General features: G+C 69.6%; 16 protein-coding genes. 6 read left to right on the top strand and 10 right to left on the bottom strand.

Annotated elements, in window-relative coordinates; genetic code table 11:
- Positions 1–46: 46 nt before the first annotated feature.
- Complete coding sequence (locus J7E89_RS07210; protein WP_251060209.1) at positions 47–721, bottom strand: DUF402 domain-containing protein; 675 nt, start codon at positions 719–721, stop codon at positions 47–49.
- A 44-nt stretch (positions 722–765) separates the two neighbouring features.
- Positions 766–2,169 (bottom strand): aspartate ammonia-lyase, encoded by a 1,404-nt coding sequence (locus tag J7E89_RS07205; RefSeq protein ID WP_214969671.1) that lies wholly within the window; start codon positions 2,167–2,169, stop codon positions 766–768.
- Between the two features lie 108 nt (positions 2,170–2,277).
- Here J7E89_RS07205 and J7E89_RS07200 point away from each other — a divergent pair, with 108 nt between their 5' ends.
- Entirely contained in the window at positions 2,278–3,801 is a 1,524-nt protein-coding gene (locus J7E89_RS07200) for a ricin-type beta-trefoil lectin domain protein (protein WP_214969669.1), read from the top strand.
- 33 nt (positions 3,802–3,834) lie between these two features.
- On the opposite strand, the gene J7E89_RS07195 is transcribed toward J7E89_RS07200, so the two are convergent.
- The 3 genes from J7E89_RS07195 to J7E89_RS07185 all read right to left on the bottom strand — a co-directional run bounded on the left by J7E89_RS07195 (position 3,835) and on the right by J7E89_RS07185 (position 6,801).
- Positions 3,835–4,434 carry a TetR/AcrR family transcriptional regulator gene (locus tag J7E89_RS07195; protein WP_214969666.1) on the bottom strand — a complete coding sequence of 200 codons (600 nt, stop codon included), beginning with the start codon at positions 4,432–4,434 and terminating at the stop codon, positions 3,835–3,837.
- A complete protein-coding gene (locus J7E89_RS07190) occupies positions 4,431–4,988 on the bottom strand; it encodes a hypothetical protein (RefSeq protein WP_214969664.1) in 558 nt (185 codons plus the stop codon). The genes J7E89_RS07195 and J7E89_RS07190 overlap by 4 nt, the downstream gene beginning before the upstream one ends.
- Positions 4,989–5,124: 136 nt before the next feature.
- On the bottom strand, positions 5,125–6,801 hold the full coding sequence (locus J7E89_RS07185; protein WP_214969662.1) for a fumarate hydratase: 1,677 nt from the start codon (positions 6,799–6,801) through the stop codon (positions 5,125–5,127).
- A 169-nt stretch (positions 6,802–6,970) separates the two neighbouring features.
- Here J7E89_RS07185 and J7E89_RS07180 point away from each other — a divergent pair, with 169 nt between their 5' ends.
- Both J7E89_RS07180 and J7E89_RS07175 read left to right on the top strand, forming a co-directional pair.
- Complete coding sequence (locus J7E89_RS07180; protein ID WP_214969660.1) at positions 6,971–7,651, top strand: DUF1707 domain-containing protein; 681 nt, start codon at positions 6,971–6,973, stop codon at positions 7,649–7,651.
- Between the two features lie 102 nt (positions 7,652–7,753).
- Positions 7,754–8,122 carry a WhiB family transcriptional regulator gene (locus J7E89_RS07175; RefSeq protein WP_214969658.1) on the top strand — a complete coding sequence of 123 codons (369 nt, stop codon included), beginning with the start codon at positions 7,754–7,756 and terminating at the stop codon, positions 8,120–8,122.
- A 98-nt stretch (positions 8,123–8,220) separates the two neighbouring features.
- Here J7E89_RS07175 and glpX read toward each other — a convergent pair whose 3' ends face one another.
- On the bottom strand, positions 8,221–9,252 hold the full coding sequence (gene glpX / locus J7E89_RS07170) for a class II fructose-bisphosphatase (RefSeq protein ID WP_214969656.1): 1,032 nt from the start codon (positions 9,250–9,252) through the stop codon (positions 8,221–8,223).
- Positions 9,253–9,422: 170 nt separating this feature from the next.
- On the opposite strand from glpX, the gene J7E89_RS07165 reads away from it, so the two are divergent.
- Positions 9,423–9,944, top strand: coding sequence for a DUF4245 domain-containing protein (locus J7E89_RS07165; RefSeq protein WP_251060232.1), 522 nt, complete (start codon positions 9,423–9,425; stop codon positions 9,942–9,944).
- Between the two features lie 103 nt (positions 9,945–10,047).
- Here J7E89_RS07165 and J7E89_RS07160 read toward each other — a convergent pair whose 3' ends face one another.
- From J7E89_RS07160 to J7E89_RS07145, 4 genes are all read right to left on the bottom strand, one after another.
- Positions 10,048–10,638, bottom strand: a complete 591-nt coding sequence (locus J7E89_RS07160) for a malonic semialdehyde reductase (RefSeq protein WP_214969646.1) — start codon at positions 10,636–10,638, stop codon at positions 10,048–10,050.
- Between the two features lie 127 nt (positions 10,639–10,765).
- Positions 10,766–10,978: an exodeoxyribonuclease VII small subunit gene (locus J7E89_RS07155; protein ID WP_214969643.1), complete on the bottom strand. Its 213-nt coding sequence runs from the start codon at positions 10,976–10,978 to the stop codon at positions 10,766–10,768.
- Positions 10,979–11,006: 28 nt separating this feature from the next.
- Positions 11,007–12,215, bottom strand: a complete 1,209-nt coding sequence (gene xseA / locus J7E89_RS07150; protein ID WP_214969641.1) for an exodeoxyribonuclease VII large subunit — start codon at positions 12,213–12,215, stop codon at positions 11,007–11,009.
- The gene (locus J7E89_RS07145; RefSeq protein ID WP_285439210.1) at positions 12,206–13,588 is read right to left on the bottom strand and encodes an APC family permease; all 1,383 of its coding nucleotides are present in this window, start codon (positions 13,586–13,588) and stop codon (positions 12,206–12,208) included. The genes xseA and J7E89_RS07145 overlap by 10 nt, the downstream gene beginning before the upstream one ends.
- Before the next feature lie 87 nt (positions 13,589–13,675).
- Between J7E89_RS07145 and J7E89_RS07140 the strand changes: the two genes are divergently transcribed.
- Positions 13,676–14,665, top strand: coding sequence for a 4-hydroxy-3-methylbut-2-enyl diphosphate reductase (locus J7E89_RS07140; protein WP_214969638.1), 990 nt, complete (start codon positions 13,676–13,678; stop codon positions 14,663–14,665).
- 42 nt (positions 14,666–14,707) lie between these two features.
- Positions 14,708–15,454: a polyphosphate--glucose phosphotransferase gene (gene ppgK / locus J7E89_RS07135; RefSeq protein ID WP_214969635.1), complete on the top strand. Its 747-nt coding sequence runs from the start codon at positions 14,708–14,710 to the stop codon at positions 15,452–15,454.
- The last annotated feature ends 1 nt before the right edge of the window (position 15,455 follow it).

Here is a 15,455-nt window from a genome sequence, read left to right as displayed (position 1 = left end):
GCGGAAGGCGATCCTACGTTTGACCCATGGGGGCGTTTCAAGGGTCTCACGGAGCCATGTGAACAGGAGTGCGGTCCCAGTCATCCGGCAATCGGGGCACGGCCCACCGCGGATCGGGCCGCCAGTTCTCCCAGCCGTCCCGGAACGGAGCACCCCACGCGTTGATCAGCCGGACCGCCGCGCGCCCCGCGTCCCGTACCTGCCGGGCCTGGGCGGCGCTCAGCAGCCCCACCCGGCGGGCCTGCTCGAACTCGTCCTCGTCCAGCCAGCACCAGGCGCGGTCCGGGTGCACGGAGATGTCGAGGAAGTGGTCCTCGGAGTCGACGCCGCCCGACCAGCGGGTGCGCGGCTCCTCCAGGTTCACGTACCAGTTCTTGAACTGCCAGCCCCGTTCCCAGAACAGCCACACCGACCAGGGGTCACCCGGCCGCGCCAGCTTCAGCACGCCGGTGCCCCACCACCGCGAGGTGGTCGTGGTCCGCGGCGCCGTGTACCGCGTGGCGAGCGGCTCCTCGTGTACGGGCGTACCGTCCGCGAGCACCGGCCGGACACACTGGGTGCCCGGCGCCATCCACACCGCGAGCAGTTCGTCGGTGTCGCGGACGACCGTGACGGGACGACAGATGTGGATCCGGTCGGAGGCATTGCCGCGGTAGCGCCAGAGGATGTGGTCCCCCGGCGCCCAACGCGCCCCGCCCGCCCCGCTCACCGTAGCTGTCATGAGCAGATCTTAGGAGTACGTGCCGCCGGTTGCTCCGACCGAGGTCACGGGTGCGTCATACGCAGCACGTCCAACGCCTCGTCGAGCTGTTGCTCGGTGAGGTCCCCCCGCTCGACGTACCCGGATTCCAGGACGACTTCGCGGATGGTCCGGCGTTCGGCGAGCGACTTCTTGACGACCTTCGCGGCCTCTTCGTACCCGATGTACTTGTTGAGCGGGGTGACGACGGACGGCGACGACTCGGCGTACTCGCGGGCGCGCTCGACATGGGCGGTGATGCCGTCGATCGTACGGTCGGCCAGCAGCCGGGAGGCGTTGGCGAGCAGCCGCACCGACTCCAGCAGATTCTTGCCCATCACCGGCAGCATGACATTGAGCTCGAAATTGCCCGCGGCGCCGGCCACCGCGACCGTCGCGTCGTTGCCCATCACCTGTGCCGCGACCATCAGCACGGCCTCGGCAATGACCGGATTCACCTTGCCGGGCATGATCGACGAGCCCGGCTGGAGGTCGGGAAGGCTGATCTCGGCCAATCCGGTGCGCGGTCCCGATGCCATCCAGCGCAGGTCGTTGGAGATCTTGGTGAGGGAGACCGCGATCGTACGGAGCTGACCGGACGTCTCGACGAGTCCGTCCCGCGCGCCCTGCGCCTCGAAGTGGTCGCGGGCCTCGGTGAGCGGCAGCCCGGTGCCGCGGGCGACTTCGGCGATGACGGCGGCCGAGAAGCCGGGCGGGGTGTTGATGCCGGTGCCCACCGCCGTACCGCCGAGGGGGAGTTCTGCCAGGCGGGGGAGGGAGGCGCGCAGGCGCTCGACGCCGTACCTGACGGCAGCGGCGTAGCCGCCGAACTCCTGGCCGAGGGTGACGGGGGTGGCGTCCATCAGGTGCGTACGCCCCGACTTGACGACGTCCGCGAACTCGGCGGACTTGCGCTCCAGGGCGGCCGCGAGGTGGTCGAGGGCGGGGATGAGGTCGCCGGTCACGGCGGCGGTCGCGGCGATGTGGATGGAGGACGGAAACACGTCATTGGACGACTGGGAGGCATTGACATGGTCGTTGGGGTGGACGGGGCTGCCGAGGCGCTCGGTGGCGAGCGTGGCGACGACCTCGTTCATGTTCATGTTGGAGGACGTGCCGGAACCGGTCTGGAAGACGTCGACGGGAAAATGCTCGTCCCAGCGCCCCTCCGCGACCTCCGCCGCCGCGTCCTGGACGGCCCGCGCGATGTCCTTGTCGAGCACGCCGAGTTCGGCGTTGACCTGGGCGGCGGCCGCCTTGATGCGGGCGAGGGCCTCGATGTGGGCGCGCTCCAGGCGCTGTCCGGAGACGGGGAAGTTCTCCACGGCCCGCTGGGTCTGGGCGCGCCACTTGGCGTGGGCCGGAACGCGTACTTCCCCCATCGAGTCGTGCTCGACGCGGTAGTCGTCCCGGTGGTCGTCAGGCGTCATGATCAATCCTTTCCTCGGAAAAAGTTGAGCACTTGTCTTGTTCTGTGTATTCCCAAGTCGCCTACCCACCAGTAAATACCGGGGGTAACAACAAACCGGGGAGGCGCAATGCAGCGCACACGGCTCAGACTTCGCTCTACGGTCGCGGCCGCCGCCGCACTGGCAGCGGCCATCGGCGGCGGCCTGGCGGCAACCACCCCCGCCACCGCCGCCGACACGACCACCACCGCATCCACCCCCCTTCCGGCCGAACTGGAGGTCATCCGCGCCGCCGAGGCGACCAAGCTCTACGGCGACCCGGCCGAACGGCCCATGGACCAGCGTAAGAGCGGGCTGATCTCTCTCGGCGACAGCGAGATCTCGGGTGAGGGCGTCGGCACGTACGAACCGGGCACCAACGGCCCCGACAACTGGTGCCACCGCTCGCCGGACGCCGCCATTCACCGGACCGGCATCCCGGCCGATGTCACGTACAACGTCTCCTGCTCGGGCGCGTACTCCGGCAACATCAGGATCGGCGGAAACAAGCAGTACGCCGACGAACTGGTCCAGAGCGACAGTCTGGCCGTCAAGGCACGCAACACCAGGATCAAGATGGTCCTGCTGGTCGCCGGAGCCAACGACGACCTCCAGTTCGGCCCGGTCATGACGGACTGTGTCACGCGCTGGCTGACCATCCAGGGGCCGTGCGAGCCGAAGTACGCGCCCGGCTGGCAGGGGCGCGTCGACGGACTCGTGCCCAAGGTCGAGCAGACGGTCCGGGATCTGCGGACGGTCATGCGCGGCGCCGGGTACGCCGACGGTGACTACAAGATGGTCGTGATGGGCTACCCGAGCCCGATCGGCCCCGACTTCAAGGACAATCCGAACTTCCCCGGCAAGATCCCGGGTGGGTGCGTGGGGTACGACTCCGACGCGACCTGGGGCCGCAACACCGCGGTCCCGGCCTTCGAGCGCGGCATGCGCACGGCGGCGGCGAACACCGGGTCGGTCTATCTCGACAACTCCCGCCTCTTCCACGGCCACGAGGTGTGCATGGACGACCCCTGGGCGCGCGGCCTGTACATCGACCTGTCCAAGCCGGGCACCCCGGACGAGAACTCGGTCCGCCAGTCCTTCCACCCGAACATCCGCGGCCACGCGGCGTTCGCGTCGTGCGTCACCCAGGTCTACAACTCCTCGCTGCGTGAGGCGAGTTGCGCCGACCCGGCGAGTACGGGAAAGCCTGTGCTGTTCGCGGGGGCGTGGGACGACGCGTACAAGCCGCTGAAGAACGCGGGGACGGGGACGTGCGCGGACGTACCCGGATCGACGACCCGTAACGGGACGGCGGTGGGCGGCTGGGACTGCCACGGCGGCCGGAACCAGGGCTGGTGGTACGACACCGCCCAGAAGTCGCTCCGTACGGAACTGAGCCACGACCGGTGCCTCGACGTGCCCGGCGCGAAGTATCAGGCAGGTGCGGGCCTGGTCCTGTGGAACTGCTCGGGCGCGGCGAACCAGCAGTTCGTACGCGACGGCTCCACGATCCGCCCGGCGGCGGCGACGGGCCTGTGCGTGACGCTGGCGGCGGCGAAGGACCCGCTGAAGCTCCAGCCCTGCACAGGCGCGGCGAACCAGCGCTTCGCGTAACCGCGACGGCGTGGCGCGATGGTGCGGGCCCTTTCACCGGGGCCCGCACGGCGTGGCCAGGGCGGTGAGGACGGTCTCCAGCGCCTGCCGCAGTGTGGCCCGGTCGGTGGTGTCGGGCCCCGGTCGGACCACCCCGTCGTAGGTGAGCCCCTCGGCGAACGCCACGACGATCCGACCGCCTTCCGCGGGGTTCGGGCTGCCGAGCTCGGCCGCCACCAGGCGGGCCTGCTCGACGAAGCGTTCCCTGGCGCGCCGCAGCTCGCCGCCGGTCTCGTCGTCGGGACGGCCGGAGGTCAGCAGGATCTCCAGCCGGGCCCGGGTGCGCTCCCGCTCCGGGCCGAGCCAGTGGGCCAGTACGCCCGCGAACCGGTCGGCCACCTGCCGGACCGGCGGGGCGGACGCGAACTCCCCGGCCACTGCGGCCTGCCCGATGTCGGCCAGCTCCTCCTCGGCGATGAGTGCGACGACGCCGGCCAGCAGCTTCTCCCGGGTGCGGAAGTAGTAACTCGTTGAACCCATCGGCACGTTCGCCCGGGCGTCGACCGCCCGGTGCGTGAGGCCGCGCAGCCCCTCGCAGGCGATGATCGAGACGGCGGCATGCAGCAGGGCCGCCACCCGCGGGCTCCGGCTCACGCTGTCGCCCGCTTCCTCAGCTCCCCGAGCATCAGCCTGCGGGTGAGGCCGCTGAACGGACGGATCACCAGCCAGTAGCGTCCCATCGCCCGCCGCGCCCGGTGATCGGTGCACACGACGCGCGTCTCGGTGACGACCCTGGTGCTCCGGCCGTCCGGTGACTCGGTGAGTTGCAGTACGAACACCGCCTTCGCGTGGTTCGGTTCGGCGAACGCCAGGAACGCCTCGGCGCCGACGACGTCCGTACGGTTCGCGGCGCCTCCCATCGTCCACCACTGACCCACGATGCCGTGCACCACTTCGCGGGGCGGGTCCTCGGCGAGCGGGACGGACATGGTCGGTATGTCGTCGTACGATCCGCCCCGGTTACGGAGCCGGCCGAGGATCCGGCGGACGGCGACCAGTGCGCGGACCGCCCGGACGTTTTTGAATCCGCCGGTCCTGTCGAACTCCTGGACGGCTGCCCACACGGCCTCGGCAGGGGCCGGGATGACGGCCTCGTGCGCCGAGGCGAAGTGGGGGTGGGGAACGAACCGGTCGGCGAGCGTGCTCATCGATGGACCTCTCTGCCCGGACTCTACTTCTGTAGAGGACTCTACAGAAGTAGAGCGCGCTGCGGGCGAGAACGGCGACTGCCCCCGACCGCGATGCGCGGTCGGGGGCAGGGCAGATGCCGGGACGGGGACGCTGTTACGCCAGGCCGGGACCCCGCACCGGGATCGAGGTGAACGTCGGGGCCGGGGCGGGCTCGGTGAAGAAGTCGTTGCCCTTGTCGTCAACCACGATGAACGCGGGGAAGTCCTCCACCTCGATCCGCCAGACCGCCTCCATGCCGAGCTCCTCGTACTCGACGACCTCGACCTTCTTGATGCAGTCCTGCGCGAGACGCGCCGCCGGACCACCGATCGAGCCCAGGTAGAAGCCGCCGTGCGTACCGCACGCGTCCGTCACCTGCTTCGACCGGTTGCCCTTGGCCAGCATGACCTTCGAGCCGCCCGCCGCCTGGAACTGCTCGACGTACGAGTCCATCCGGCCGGCCGTCGTCGGGCCGAAGGAGCCGGACGCGTAACCCTCAGGAGTCTTCGCGGGACCGGCGTAGTACACCGGGTGGTCCTTCAGGTACTGCGGCATCTCCTCGCCCGCGTCCAGCCGCTCCTTGATCTTGGCGTGCGCGATGTCGCGCGCGACGACCAGCGGGCCGGTCAGCGAGAGCCGGGTCTTGACCGGGTACTTGGTGAGCTCGGCGAGCACCTCGTCCATCGGCCGGTTCAGGTCAATCTCGACGACGTCCCCAGCCTCGGCTGCGTCGCTGAGGTGTTCATCCGTCGTCTCCGGCAGGAACCGCGCCGGGTCCTTCTCCAACTGCTCCAGGAAGACGCCCTCGGCGGTGATCTTCGCGACGGCCTGGCGGTCCGCCGAGCACGACACGGCGATCGCGACAGGCAGCGAGGCGCCGTGGCGCGGCAGCCGCACCACGCGCACGTCGTGGCAGAAGTACTTGCCGCCGAACTGCGCGCCGATGCCGATCTTCTGCGTCAGCTCGAAGACCTTCTCCTCCAGCTCCTTGTCCCGGAAGCCGTGGCCGAGGGGCGAGCCCTCGGCCGGCAGCTCGTCGAGGTAGTGCGCGGAGGCGTACTTCGCGGTCTTGAGCGCGAACTCGGCGCTCGTACCACCGACGACGATCGCCAGGTGGTACGGCGGGCACGCGGCCGTACCCAGCGAGCGGATCTTCTCCTCCAGGAATTTCATCATGGAGGCCTCGTTGAGGACCGCCTTCGTCTCCTGGTAGAGGAAGGACTTGTTGGCGGAGCCGCCGCCCTTTGCCATGAAGAGGAACTTGTACGCGCCGCCGTCGGTCGCGTACAGCTCGATCTGCGCGGGCAGGTTCGAGCCGGTGTTCTTCTCCTCCCACATGTTCAGCGGGGCCATCTGCGAGTAGCGCAGGTTGAGCTTGGTATAGGCGTCGTAGATCCCGCGTGAGAGGGCTTCCTCGTCGCGGCCTTCCGTCAGGACGTTCTGGCCGCGCTTGCCCATCACGATCGCCGTGCCCGTGTCCTGGCACATCGGCAGGACACCCGCAGCCGCGATGTTCGCGTTCTTCAGCAGGTCGAGCGCCACGAACTTGTCGTTCGAGGACGCCTCGGGGTCGTCGATGATCCGGCGCAGCTGGGCCAGGTGCGCGGGCCGCAGGTAGTGCGAGATGTCGTGCATCGCCTCGGCGGCAAGAGTGCGCAGCGCCTCGGGGTCGACCTTGAGGAACGTACGGCCGTCGGCCTCGAAGGCGGAAACACCCTCTGCGGTCACCAGGCGATACGGCGTGGTGTCCTCTCCCAGGGGGAGCAGATCGGAGTACGCAAACTCTGGCATTACGGCCATTCCTCACTCGGCAGACGGCAACTGGCCTCCATTGGCGCAGTGCGCCCACCAGCGTAAGACGCCGTCGGGGCGTCCGGTCTGTGAGGTAAGGCTCAGTTGGCGCTCAGTTGGCAGCCGTACGCACTAGTCGCGATCTATCGCGTTTCGGTACGCTGGGGCGGTGGACCTCGACAAGCATCATTCAGCGACCTCTGGTCGCGGGCACCCCCAGCAGCCCGCCGCCATCCGTGCGTCCGACGCGGACCGGGACCGGACCGCGGACATCCTGCGCGACGCCATGGCCGAGGGCAGGCTGACCGCCGAGGAGCACTCCGACCGTATCGACTCGGTCTACCGCGCCAAGACGCTCGCCGAACTGGAGCCGCTGGTCCAGGACTTGCCCACCCCAGGGGGTGACGCCCGGCGCGAGCCGGCCTCGGCGGCGTACGACCCGGTCGATCCCTCACTGCCGGCCGTGGCGGAGAACCTGATCGCCGTCTTCAGCAGCTCGACCCGCAAGGGCCGCTGGCGGATCGGCGGCAGGACGAACGCCTTCGCGCTCTTCGGCAGCGTGGAGATCGACCTCACAGAGGCGCTTTTCGGCCAGCGGCTGACCGTGATCAACGTGACCTCGCTGTTCGGCAACGTCGAGGTGCGGGTCCCCGAGAACATCACGCTGCGCGGCGGCGGCACCGGGATCTTCGGGAACTTCGAGGTCGACACCCTTGAGGCCGACAACCCCGAGGCGCCGGTCGTAGTGATCAACGGGTACTCGGTGTTCGGCAACATCGAGGCCAAGCCCAAGCGCGGAAAGCGCATCACGGACCTGCGCGGTCGCATGCGCAAACACCTCGGGCACTGACGCCCGCTGAGACGGTTCGAAACCCTGTGCATAGGCGCGCGCACAGCGGGTAGGGAACGCTGCATCGCTGCTCGCTCCCGAAGCCGTCGTCAGGAGTAGACCGTGCCGCATCCGCCGCATCAGTCCCTGCAGGTCGCCGCCGTTCCGTCGCAGCGCGCGCCGGCCCGGGATCAGGCCGGCCCATGGCACACGGAGGCGGTGTGCCGCCGGGACGAAGCCGGGCTGTTCTTTGCCCCTTCAAAGGAGCCGACGGCCGCGAGGCTGGCCCGGGAAGAAGCCGCGAAGCGGGTCTGTGCGCGCTGTCCCGTGATGGTCGAGTGCCGGGAGCACGCGCTGCTCCAGCCCGAGCCGTACGGCGTCTGGGGCGGCCTGACCGCGGCCGAGCGCCGGGTGGTGCTGGCCAGGCGCAGGCGGCGCGAGATGGAGCTGGGCCAGGCGGCCCAGGCGGGCAGGATCGCCGCCGCCGGCTGACCGGCTGATCAAGAAGTGAGAAAAAGGGGCGCCCCCCGCTTACAGCCGGGGCCGCCCCTTTCTCGCACCGCTTAGTACCGGTGCTACTTCGCCAGGTGCTACTTCGCGCGGTCGAAGTCGATGGCGCTGTAGGCGCGCAGCTTCGAGAGGCGGTGCGTCGAGTCGATCTGGCGGATCGTGCCCGACTTCGAGCGCATCACCAGGGACTGCGTGGTGGCGGTCTCCGAGCGGTAGCGGACGCCGCGCAGCAGCTCGCCGTCCGTGATGCCGGTGGCGACGAAGAACACGTTGTCGCCGCTGACCAGGTCGTTCGTGTGCAGTACGCGGTCGAGGTCGTGACCCGCGTCGAGGGCGCGCTGGCGCTCGGCCTCGTCCTTGGGCCACAGCTTGCCCTGGATCGTGCCGCCGAGGCACTTGATCGCGCATGCCGAGATGATGCCCTCGGGCGTACCGCCGATGCCCATGAGCATGTCGACGCCCGTGCCTTCGCGCACCGCCATGACCGAGCCCGCGACGTCGCCGTCCGAGATGAACTTGATCCGGGCGCCCGTCTCGCGGATCTCCTTGACGATGCCCTCGTGACGGGGGCGGTCGAGGATCATCACGGTGACGTCTTCGGGGGTCGAGTTCTTGGCCTTGGCGACCCGGCGGATGTTGACCGAGACGGGGGCGTTGATGTCGACGAAGTCGGCGGCCTCCGGACCGGTGACCAGCTTCTCCATGTAGAAGACCGCGGACGGGTCGAACATGGTGCCGCGGTCGGCGGCGGCGAGCACGGCGATGGCGTTCGGCATGCCCTTTGCGTTGAGCGTGGTGCCGTCGATCGGGTCGACCGCGATGTCGACCTCGGCGCCGGTGCCGTCGCCGACACGTTCCCCGTTGAAGAGCATCGGGGCTTCGTCCTTCTCGCCTTCGCCGATGACGACAATGCCGTTCATCGAGACAGTCGAGACCAGGGTCCGCATGGCCTTCACCGCTGCGCCGTCCGCGCCGATCTTGTCACCGCGGCCGACCCACCGCCCGGCGGCCATGGCAGCGGCCTCGGTGACCCGGACGAGCTCCAGGGCCAGGTTGCGGTCGGGGGCCTCGGGCGAGACCTCGAGCTGAGACGGAAGATGGTGCTCGGTCATCGGAGCGCACCTTTCTGTACGGCGACGGCCGGAGTAAAGAGGGTGCTGCCGACTCTATCGGTACGTCGACAAAATGAGCAGAGCGGGGCACGTATGAGCGGCATATCGGGATGAGATGCCCCTCGCGCGGGCGGTGGCAGGGCATGGGGGACCATGGGGGCGTGGCAGGTATGAAAGGCACAGGCAAGCAGACGGTCCGGAGCATGATGCTGTCGATGGCGGCGATCGGTGCCGTCGCCGCGAGCGTCTACGTGTTCATCCCGCATGACGACTCGGCGGACCCCATCAAGCCGGTCGACTACCGGGTCGAGCTCATCACGGCGCGGCGGGCGGCGCCGTACCCGGTGGCGGCCCCCGTCGGGCTCCCGGAGACCTGGAAGCCGACGTCGGTCACGTACGACCGGCAGGACGGCAACTCCTGGCACCTGGGCTTCCTCGACCCGGACCGGGAGTATGTCGCGGTCGAGCAGTCGAACGGGCCGGCGGAGAAGTTCGTCCACAAGGTGAGCCAGCGGGCGACGAAGACCGAGAAGACCCTGCGGGTCGGCGGCGAGACCTGGCAGCGCTGGGAGGGCCCGAAGTACGACGCGCTGGTGTGCGAGGAAAAGGGTGCGACGACGGTGGTCACGGGCACGGCGTCGCAGGAGCGGCTGACGGAGATGGCCGAGGCGCTGGAAGCGAAGAAGTCCTGAAGCGCGACTGACATCTGCTGATGTCGACTGCATCGACTGACACGACGAAGCCGCCGTACCCCTCGGGGTGCGGCGGCTTCGTCACGTCTTGCGTGTCGCGTGCTCAGACGGTGGTGATGACCTCGTCGTAGGTCAGGCGCGGGGAGCGCGGGAACCATGCGTCCTCGCCCGGCTTGCCGATGTTGACGATCATCAGCGGGGTGTGGTCGTCGTCCAGGAACTCCTTCTGGACGGCGGCGAAGTCGAAGCCCGTCATCGGGCCCGCGGCCAGACCGGCGGCGCGGACGCCGACGATGAAGTAGGCGGCCTGGAGTGCGGCGTTGAGGCCGGCGGCCGACTCGCGGGCCGGGCGCTCCGAGAAGAACATGTCCTTGGCCTGCGGGAAGTGCGGAAGCAGCGCCGGGAGCTCCTCGTGGAACTCGTTGTCTGCGGCGAGGATCGCGACCAGCGGGGCGGAGGCGGTCTTCGGCTGGTTGCCCTCGGCCATGAGGGGGACGAGGCGCTCGCGGGCCTCGGCGGAGCGGACCAGGACGACGCGCAGCGGCGACTGGTTGAACGCGGTCGGGCCGAACTTGACCAGGTCGTAGATCGCCTGGACCTGCTCCTCGGTCACCGGCTCGTCGGTGAAGGTGTTCGCAGTGCGGGCCTCACGGAAGAGGAGGTCCTGGGCGGCGGGGTCAAGAACGAGAGACATGCGGCTTACCTTCCGGACGGACAAGGGGATCAGGCTGTGATCTCACCGTAAGCGAAGATGTATTAACTTTCAACTAAAACCGCGCGATGGTGATCCACTTCACAGCGGCCCCTATGTGTCCCCGCCCTCAGCTCTCGTCGGCGAGCGAAGCGTCCAGGCGCGCCCTGGCCCCCTCCAGCCACCGCCGGCAGACCTTCGCCAGCTCCTCGCCGCGCTCCCACAGAGCCAGCGATTCCTCCAGCGTCGTACCGCCCGCTTCCAGGCGCCGTACGACGTCGATCAGCTCGTCCCGGGCCTGCTCGTACCCGAGGGTCGTCGCTGCTTCGTCCGTCTGTGCCATGTGATCCACCCTATGTGTGAGTACGAGGTCACTCCGCGACCCGCACTGTGAACTCGCCCTCCGCCACCCGCGCCCGCAGCTCGTCGCCCGCCGTGACCTCGTCCGGGGAGCGGACCACGCCGCCGTCCCCCCGCTGAAGCACCGCGTACCCCCGTTCCAGCGTGGCCGCGGGAGAAAGGGCCACCACCCGCGCCCGGGTGTGTGACAGCTCCGAGTCGGCGCGGTCCAGCAGGTGCCCCAGCGTGCGCCGGCTGCGCGCCACCAGCGCCTCGACCTCCGCCTCGCGGTCCTCCACCATCCGGTGCGGCCGCTCCATCACCGGGCGGGCCAGCGCGTGCGCCAGCCCCCGCTCCTCGCGGTCCATCAGTCCGCGTACGGTCCGCAGCGCCCGGTCGCGCAGCAGCTGGACGCGGTTCAGCTCCTCGCCGACGTCCGGCACGACCTTCTTCGCCGCGTCAGTCGGCGTCGAAGCCCGGACGTCGGCCACCAGATCCAGCAGCGGCGAGTCCGGCTCGTGCCCGATCGCCGACACCACCGGCGTACGGCACCCGAACACGGTCCGTACGAGCTGCTCGTCCGAGAACGGCAGCAGGTCCTCGACGCTGCCCCCGCCCCGCGCCACGATGATCACGTCGACGTCCGGCAGCTCGTCCAGCTCCTTGACCGCCTGGACGACCTGCGCGACCGCGCTCACCCCCTGCACCGCCACGTTCCGCACTTCGAAGCGGACGGCGGGCCAGCGCCGGCGCGCGTTCTCCAGGACGTCGCGCTCGGCCGCCGACGCCCGGCCCGTGACGAGCCCGATGCGGTGCGGCAGAAACGGCAGGGGCCGCTTGCGGTCCAGCGCGAAGAGCCCCTCGCCCGCCAGCACCTTCTTCAGCTGCTCAAGCCGCGCGAGCAGCTCGCCGATCCCCACCGGCTTTATCGCCGTCGCGCGCAGCGACAGCTGCCCGCGCGGCGCGTACCACTCGGGCTTCGCGTGCACCACGACCCGCGCGCCCTCCGCCACCACGTCCGCGATCGGGTCGAAGACCTGCCTGAAGCACGTCACGCCCACCGAGATGTCGTGCGAAGGGTCCCGCAGCGTCAGAAAGACGACCCCGGCGCCCGGCCTGCGCGAGATCTGCGTGATCTGCCCCTCGACCCACACCGAGCCGAGCCGGTCGATCCACCCGCCGATGAGGCGCGAGACCTGACCGACCGGCAGCGGGGCGTCGGCGGACGTATTCAGAGCCATGTACGAAGGCTAGCCGCCGGGACTGACACCCATGCCGGTCCGACGCCCCGTTGCACGGCCACCACCACCAGCCCCACCACCAGCCACACCGCGCCCACCGCCTGCGCCGTGCCCGACGCCTCCACGATCACCGCGACCGCCACCGCCGCACCCAGCACCGGCAGCAGCACGTGCCGCCACCACACCGGCGGCCCTTCCAGCCTCCGTACGGCGAACCAGCCCACCACCGACGCGTGCAGCAGCACGAACGCCGTCAGCGCCCCGATGTCGACCACCGACACCAGATGGTCCAGGCCGTCGTCGCGCCGGGACGCCCACACCGCCGCCACCAGCGTCACCACGGCCAGCGCGATCCGCGGTACGCCCGAATCGGCATCCACCTTCGCCAGTACGCGCGGCAGCCGCCGCTCCCTGGCCATCGCGAACAGCAGCCGACCGGCCGCCGCCTGCCCCGCCAGCGCCGCGAACGCCGCGCCGATCGCCTTGCTCACCGCCACCAAGTCACCCAGCCAGGTCGCGATCGACGTATCGAGCGCGTCGTAGAACGCGGTCCCCTGCTTCCCCGGATCCGCGGCGAGCTCCGCCGCAGACACCGGCTGGAGCAGCGCCGCGAGATACGTCTGCGCCATGAACAGCGCGCCCGCGAGCCCCAGGCAGAACAGCACCGCCCGTGCCACCTTCGCCGACCCGCCAGTAACCTCCTCCGCGAACGACGCGATCGCGTCGAACCCGAGATACGACAGCACCACAACCGACACCGCACCGAGGACCGCCGCGAGCGAGAGGGCGCCCATGGAACCGTCGCCGGTCAGCGGCGACAGCCAGCCGCGACGCGCCCCGTCATGCATGAGCACCGCGACGGCGGCCACCACGAAGACCCCCAGCACCACGATCTCCATGGCGAGCACCGCGAAGCCCACGCGCGCGGCCGCCCGTACGCCCCACATGTTCAGCCCCGTGGTCACCACCACCGCGAGCGCCGTCCACACCCACTGCGAAACGGCGGCACGAGCGCGTGCATCGCGATCCCCGAGAAGAGATAGGCGACCGCCGGAATGAGCACGTAGTCGAGCATCGCCATCCAGCCGGCGATGAATCCGGGGCCCTCGCCGAGCGCCTTGCGGGCGTACGCGAAGACCGAGCCCGCCTTGCGGGACCACCCGCACCATTTGGGCGTAGCTGAACGCGGTGAACGCCATCGCGACCGTCGCGACGAGATAGACGAGGGCCACCGCTCCGTGCGACTTGGCGTCGAGCGTCCCGAATACGCCGACGGGCGCCAAGGGGGCGATGAAAAGCAGCCCGTAGACGACGAGGTCGCGGAATCCGAGACTCCGCCGCAGCCCCTCGGTCTCCCTCACGGTCACGGCCATCGCGCCTCCGTACGTAGAACCAGGCGTTCAGTCTTGATCACCGAGGCGGTCTGCGGCGTCCCCTGGCCTGCGTGGCGCGGCCTTACGATGGTGGACATGACTGCTACCGCCGCCCGTCGTGTCCTTCTCGCCGCTCCCCGTGGCTACTGCGCGGGCGTGGACCGTGCCGTGATCGCCGTGGAGAAGGCCCTGGAGCAGTACGGGGCGCCGATCTACGTCCGGCACGAGATCGTCCACAACAAGTACGTCGTGCAGACCCTGGAGAAGAAGGGTGCGATCTTCGTCGACGTGACGGCGGAGGTCCCCGAGGGCTCGATCGTCATGTTCTCCGCGCATGGCGTCGCGCCGACCGTGCACGAGGAGGCCGCCGAGCGGAAGCTCGCGACGATCGACGCGACCTGCCCGCTGGTCACCAAGGTCCACAAGGAAGCCGTCCGTTTCGCCAAGGAGGACTACGACATCCTCCTGATCGGCCACGAGGGCCACGAGGAAGTCATCGGCACCTCCGGCGAGGCCCCCGACCACATCACCCTGGTCGACGGCCCCGAGGACGTCGCCAACGTCTCCGTACGCGACGAGTCGAAGGTCGTCTGGCTCTCCCAGACCACGCTGTCGGTCGACGAGACGATGGAGACGGTCGACGCGCTGAAGCAGAAGTTCCCGAACCTGCTCTCGCCTCCCAGCGACGACATCTGCTACGCCACGCAGAACCGCCAGATCGCGGTCAAGAAGCTCGCCGAGGACGCGCAGCTCGTCATCGTCGTGGGCTCCAAGAACTCCTCGAACTCCATCCGCATGGTGGAGGTCGCCCTGGACGCGGGCGCCCCCGCCGCGCACCTGGTGGACTTCGCCGACGAGATCGACGAGGCGTGGCTGGAAGGCGTCACGACGGTCGGTCTGACCTCCGGCGCCTCGGTGCCCGACGTCCTGGTCGACGGCGTACTGGAATGGCTGGCCGAGCGTGGTTACGGCGACGTCGAGACGGTGAAGACCGCCGACGAGTCGATCACCTTCTCGCTGCCCAAGGAGCTGCGCCGCGACCTGCGTGCCGAAGCGGCCCGCCTCTCCGGAAAGTGACTTTCAGCGACACTGTCAGTGCCACACCGTAACGTTGAGTCCATGAACGTCTTCGGAGTGGACATCGGCGGATCCGGCATCAAGGGCGCTCCCGTGGACCTGGAGCGCGGCGACCTGGCGGAGCCGCGGCACAAGGTACTGACCCCGCACCCGGCCACGCCGTCCGGCGTGGCCGGGTGCGTCCATGAGGTCGTCAGCCATTTCGGCTGGAGCGGCCCGGTCGGCGTCACCTTCCCCGGAGTGGTCACGGGCGGCATCACCCGTACCGCCGCGAACGTCGACAAGGGATGGATCGACGTCGACGCCCGCGCCATGCTCAGTGACCGCCTGGGCCTGCCGGTCACGGTCCTCAACGACGCCGACGCGGCCGGCGTCGCCGAGATGACGTTCGGCGCGGGCGCGGGCCGCAAGGGCACGGTCCTGCTGCTCACGTTCGGTACGGGCATCGGCAGCGCACTCTTCCTCGACGGCAACCTCGTGCCCAACACCGAGCTGGGGCACCTGGAGCTGAACGGCCAGGACGCGGAGAAGCACGCCTCCACGAAGGCCAAGGAAGACGAGGACCTGAACTGGGAGCACTGGGCGCGGCGGGTGCAGAAGTACCTGGCGCACGTGGAGATGCTGTTCTCGCCGGAGCTCTTCATCATCGGCGGCGGGGTGAGCCGCAAGGCCGAGAAGTTCCTCCCGCTGATCGAGGGCATCCGTGCGGAGATCGTCCCCGCGCAGCTCCAGAACAACGCGGGCATCGTGGGAGCGGCGATGGCGGCAGGCGCGGCGCCGCGTAGTTAGT

The organism is Streptomyces sp. ISL-100 (assembly GCF_018614615.1).
GTDB lineage: Bacteria > Actinomycetota > Actinomycetes > Streptomycetales > Streptomycetaceae > Streptomyces.
Note: the sequence above shows the minus strand (reverse complement) of the source record. Positions and strands in the feature narration are given on the sequence as shown.

Bases quoted from the DNA above. Each gene is read 5' to 3' on its own strand.
- J7E89_RS07145 (WP_285439210.1), bottom strand. From the start codon at position 13,588: ATGGCCGTGACCGTGAGGGAGACCGAGGGGCTGCGGCGGAGTCTCGGA.
- J7E89_RS07205 (WP_214969671.1), bottom strand. From the start codon at position 2,169: ATGACGCCTGACGACCACCGGGACGACTACCGCGTCGAGCACGACTCG.
- J7E89_RS07185 (WP_214969662.1), bottom strand. From the start codon at position 6,801: ATGCCAGAGTTTGCGTACTCCGATCTGCTCCCCCTGGGAGAGGACACC.
- J7E89_RS07160 (WP_214969646.1), bottom strand. From the start codon at position 10,638: ATGTCTCTCGTTCTTGACCCCGCCGCCCAGGACCTCCTCTTCCGTGAG.
- J7E89_RS07155 (WP_214969643.1), bottom strand. From the start codon at position 10,978: ATGGCACAGACGGACGAAGCAGCGACGACCCTCGGGTACGAGCAGGCC.
- J7E89_RS07200 (WP_214969669.1), top strand. From the start codon at position 2,278: ATGCAGCGCACACGGCTCAGACTTCGCTCTACGGTCGCGGCCGCCGCC.
- glpX (WP_214969656.1), bottom strand. From the start codon at position 9,252: ATGACCGAGCACCATCTTCCGTCTCAGCTCGAGGTCTCGCCCGAGGCC.
- ppgK (WP_214969635.1), top strand. From the start codon at position 14,708: ATGAACGTCTTCGGAGTGGACATCGGCGGATCCGGCATCAAGGGCGCT.
- J7E89_RS07210 (WP_251060209.1), bottom strand. From the start codon at position 721: ATGACAGCTACGGTGAGCGGGGCGGGCGGGGCGCGTTGGGCGCCGGGG.
- xseA (WP_214969641.1), bottom strand. From the start codon at position 12,215: ATGGCTCTGAATACGTCCGCCGACGCCCCGCTGCCGGTCGGTCAGGTC.
- J7E89_RS07190 (WP_214969664.1), bottom strand. From the start codon at position 4,988: ATGAGCACGCTCGCCGACCGGTTCGTTCCCCACCCCCACTTCGCCTCG.
- J7E89_RS07140 (WP_214969638.1), top strand. From the start codon at position 13,676: ATGGTGGACATGACTGCTACCGCCGCCCGTCGTGTCCTTCTCGCCGCT.
- J7E89_RS07165 (WP_251060232.1), top strand. From the start codon at position 9,423: ATGAAAGGCACAGGCAAGCAGACGGTCCGGAGCATGATGCTGTCGATG.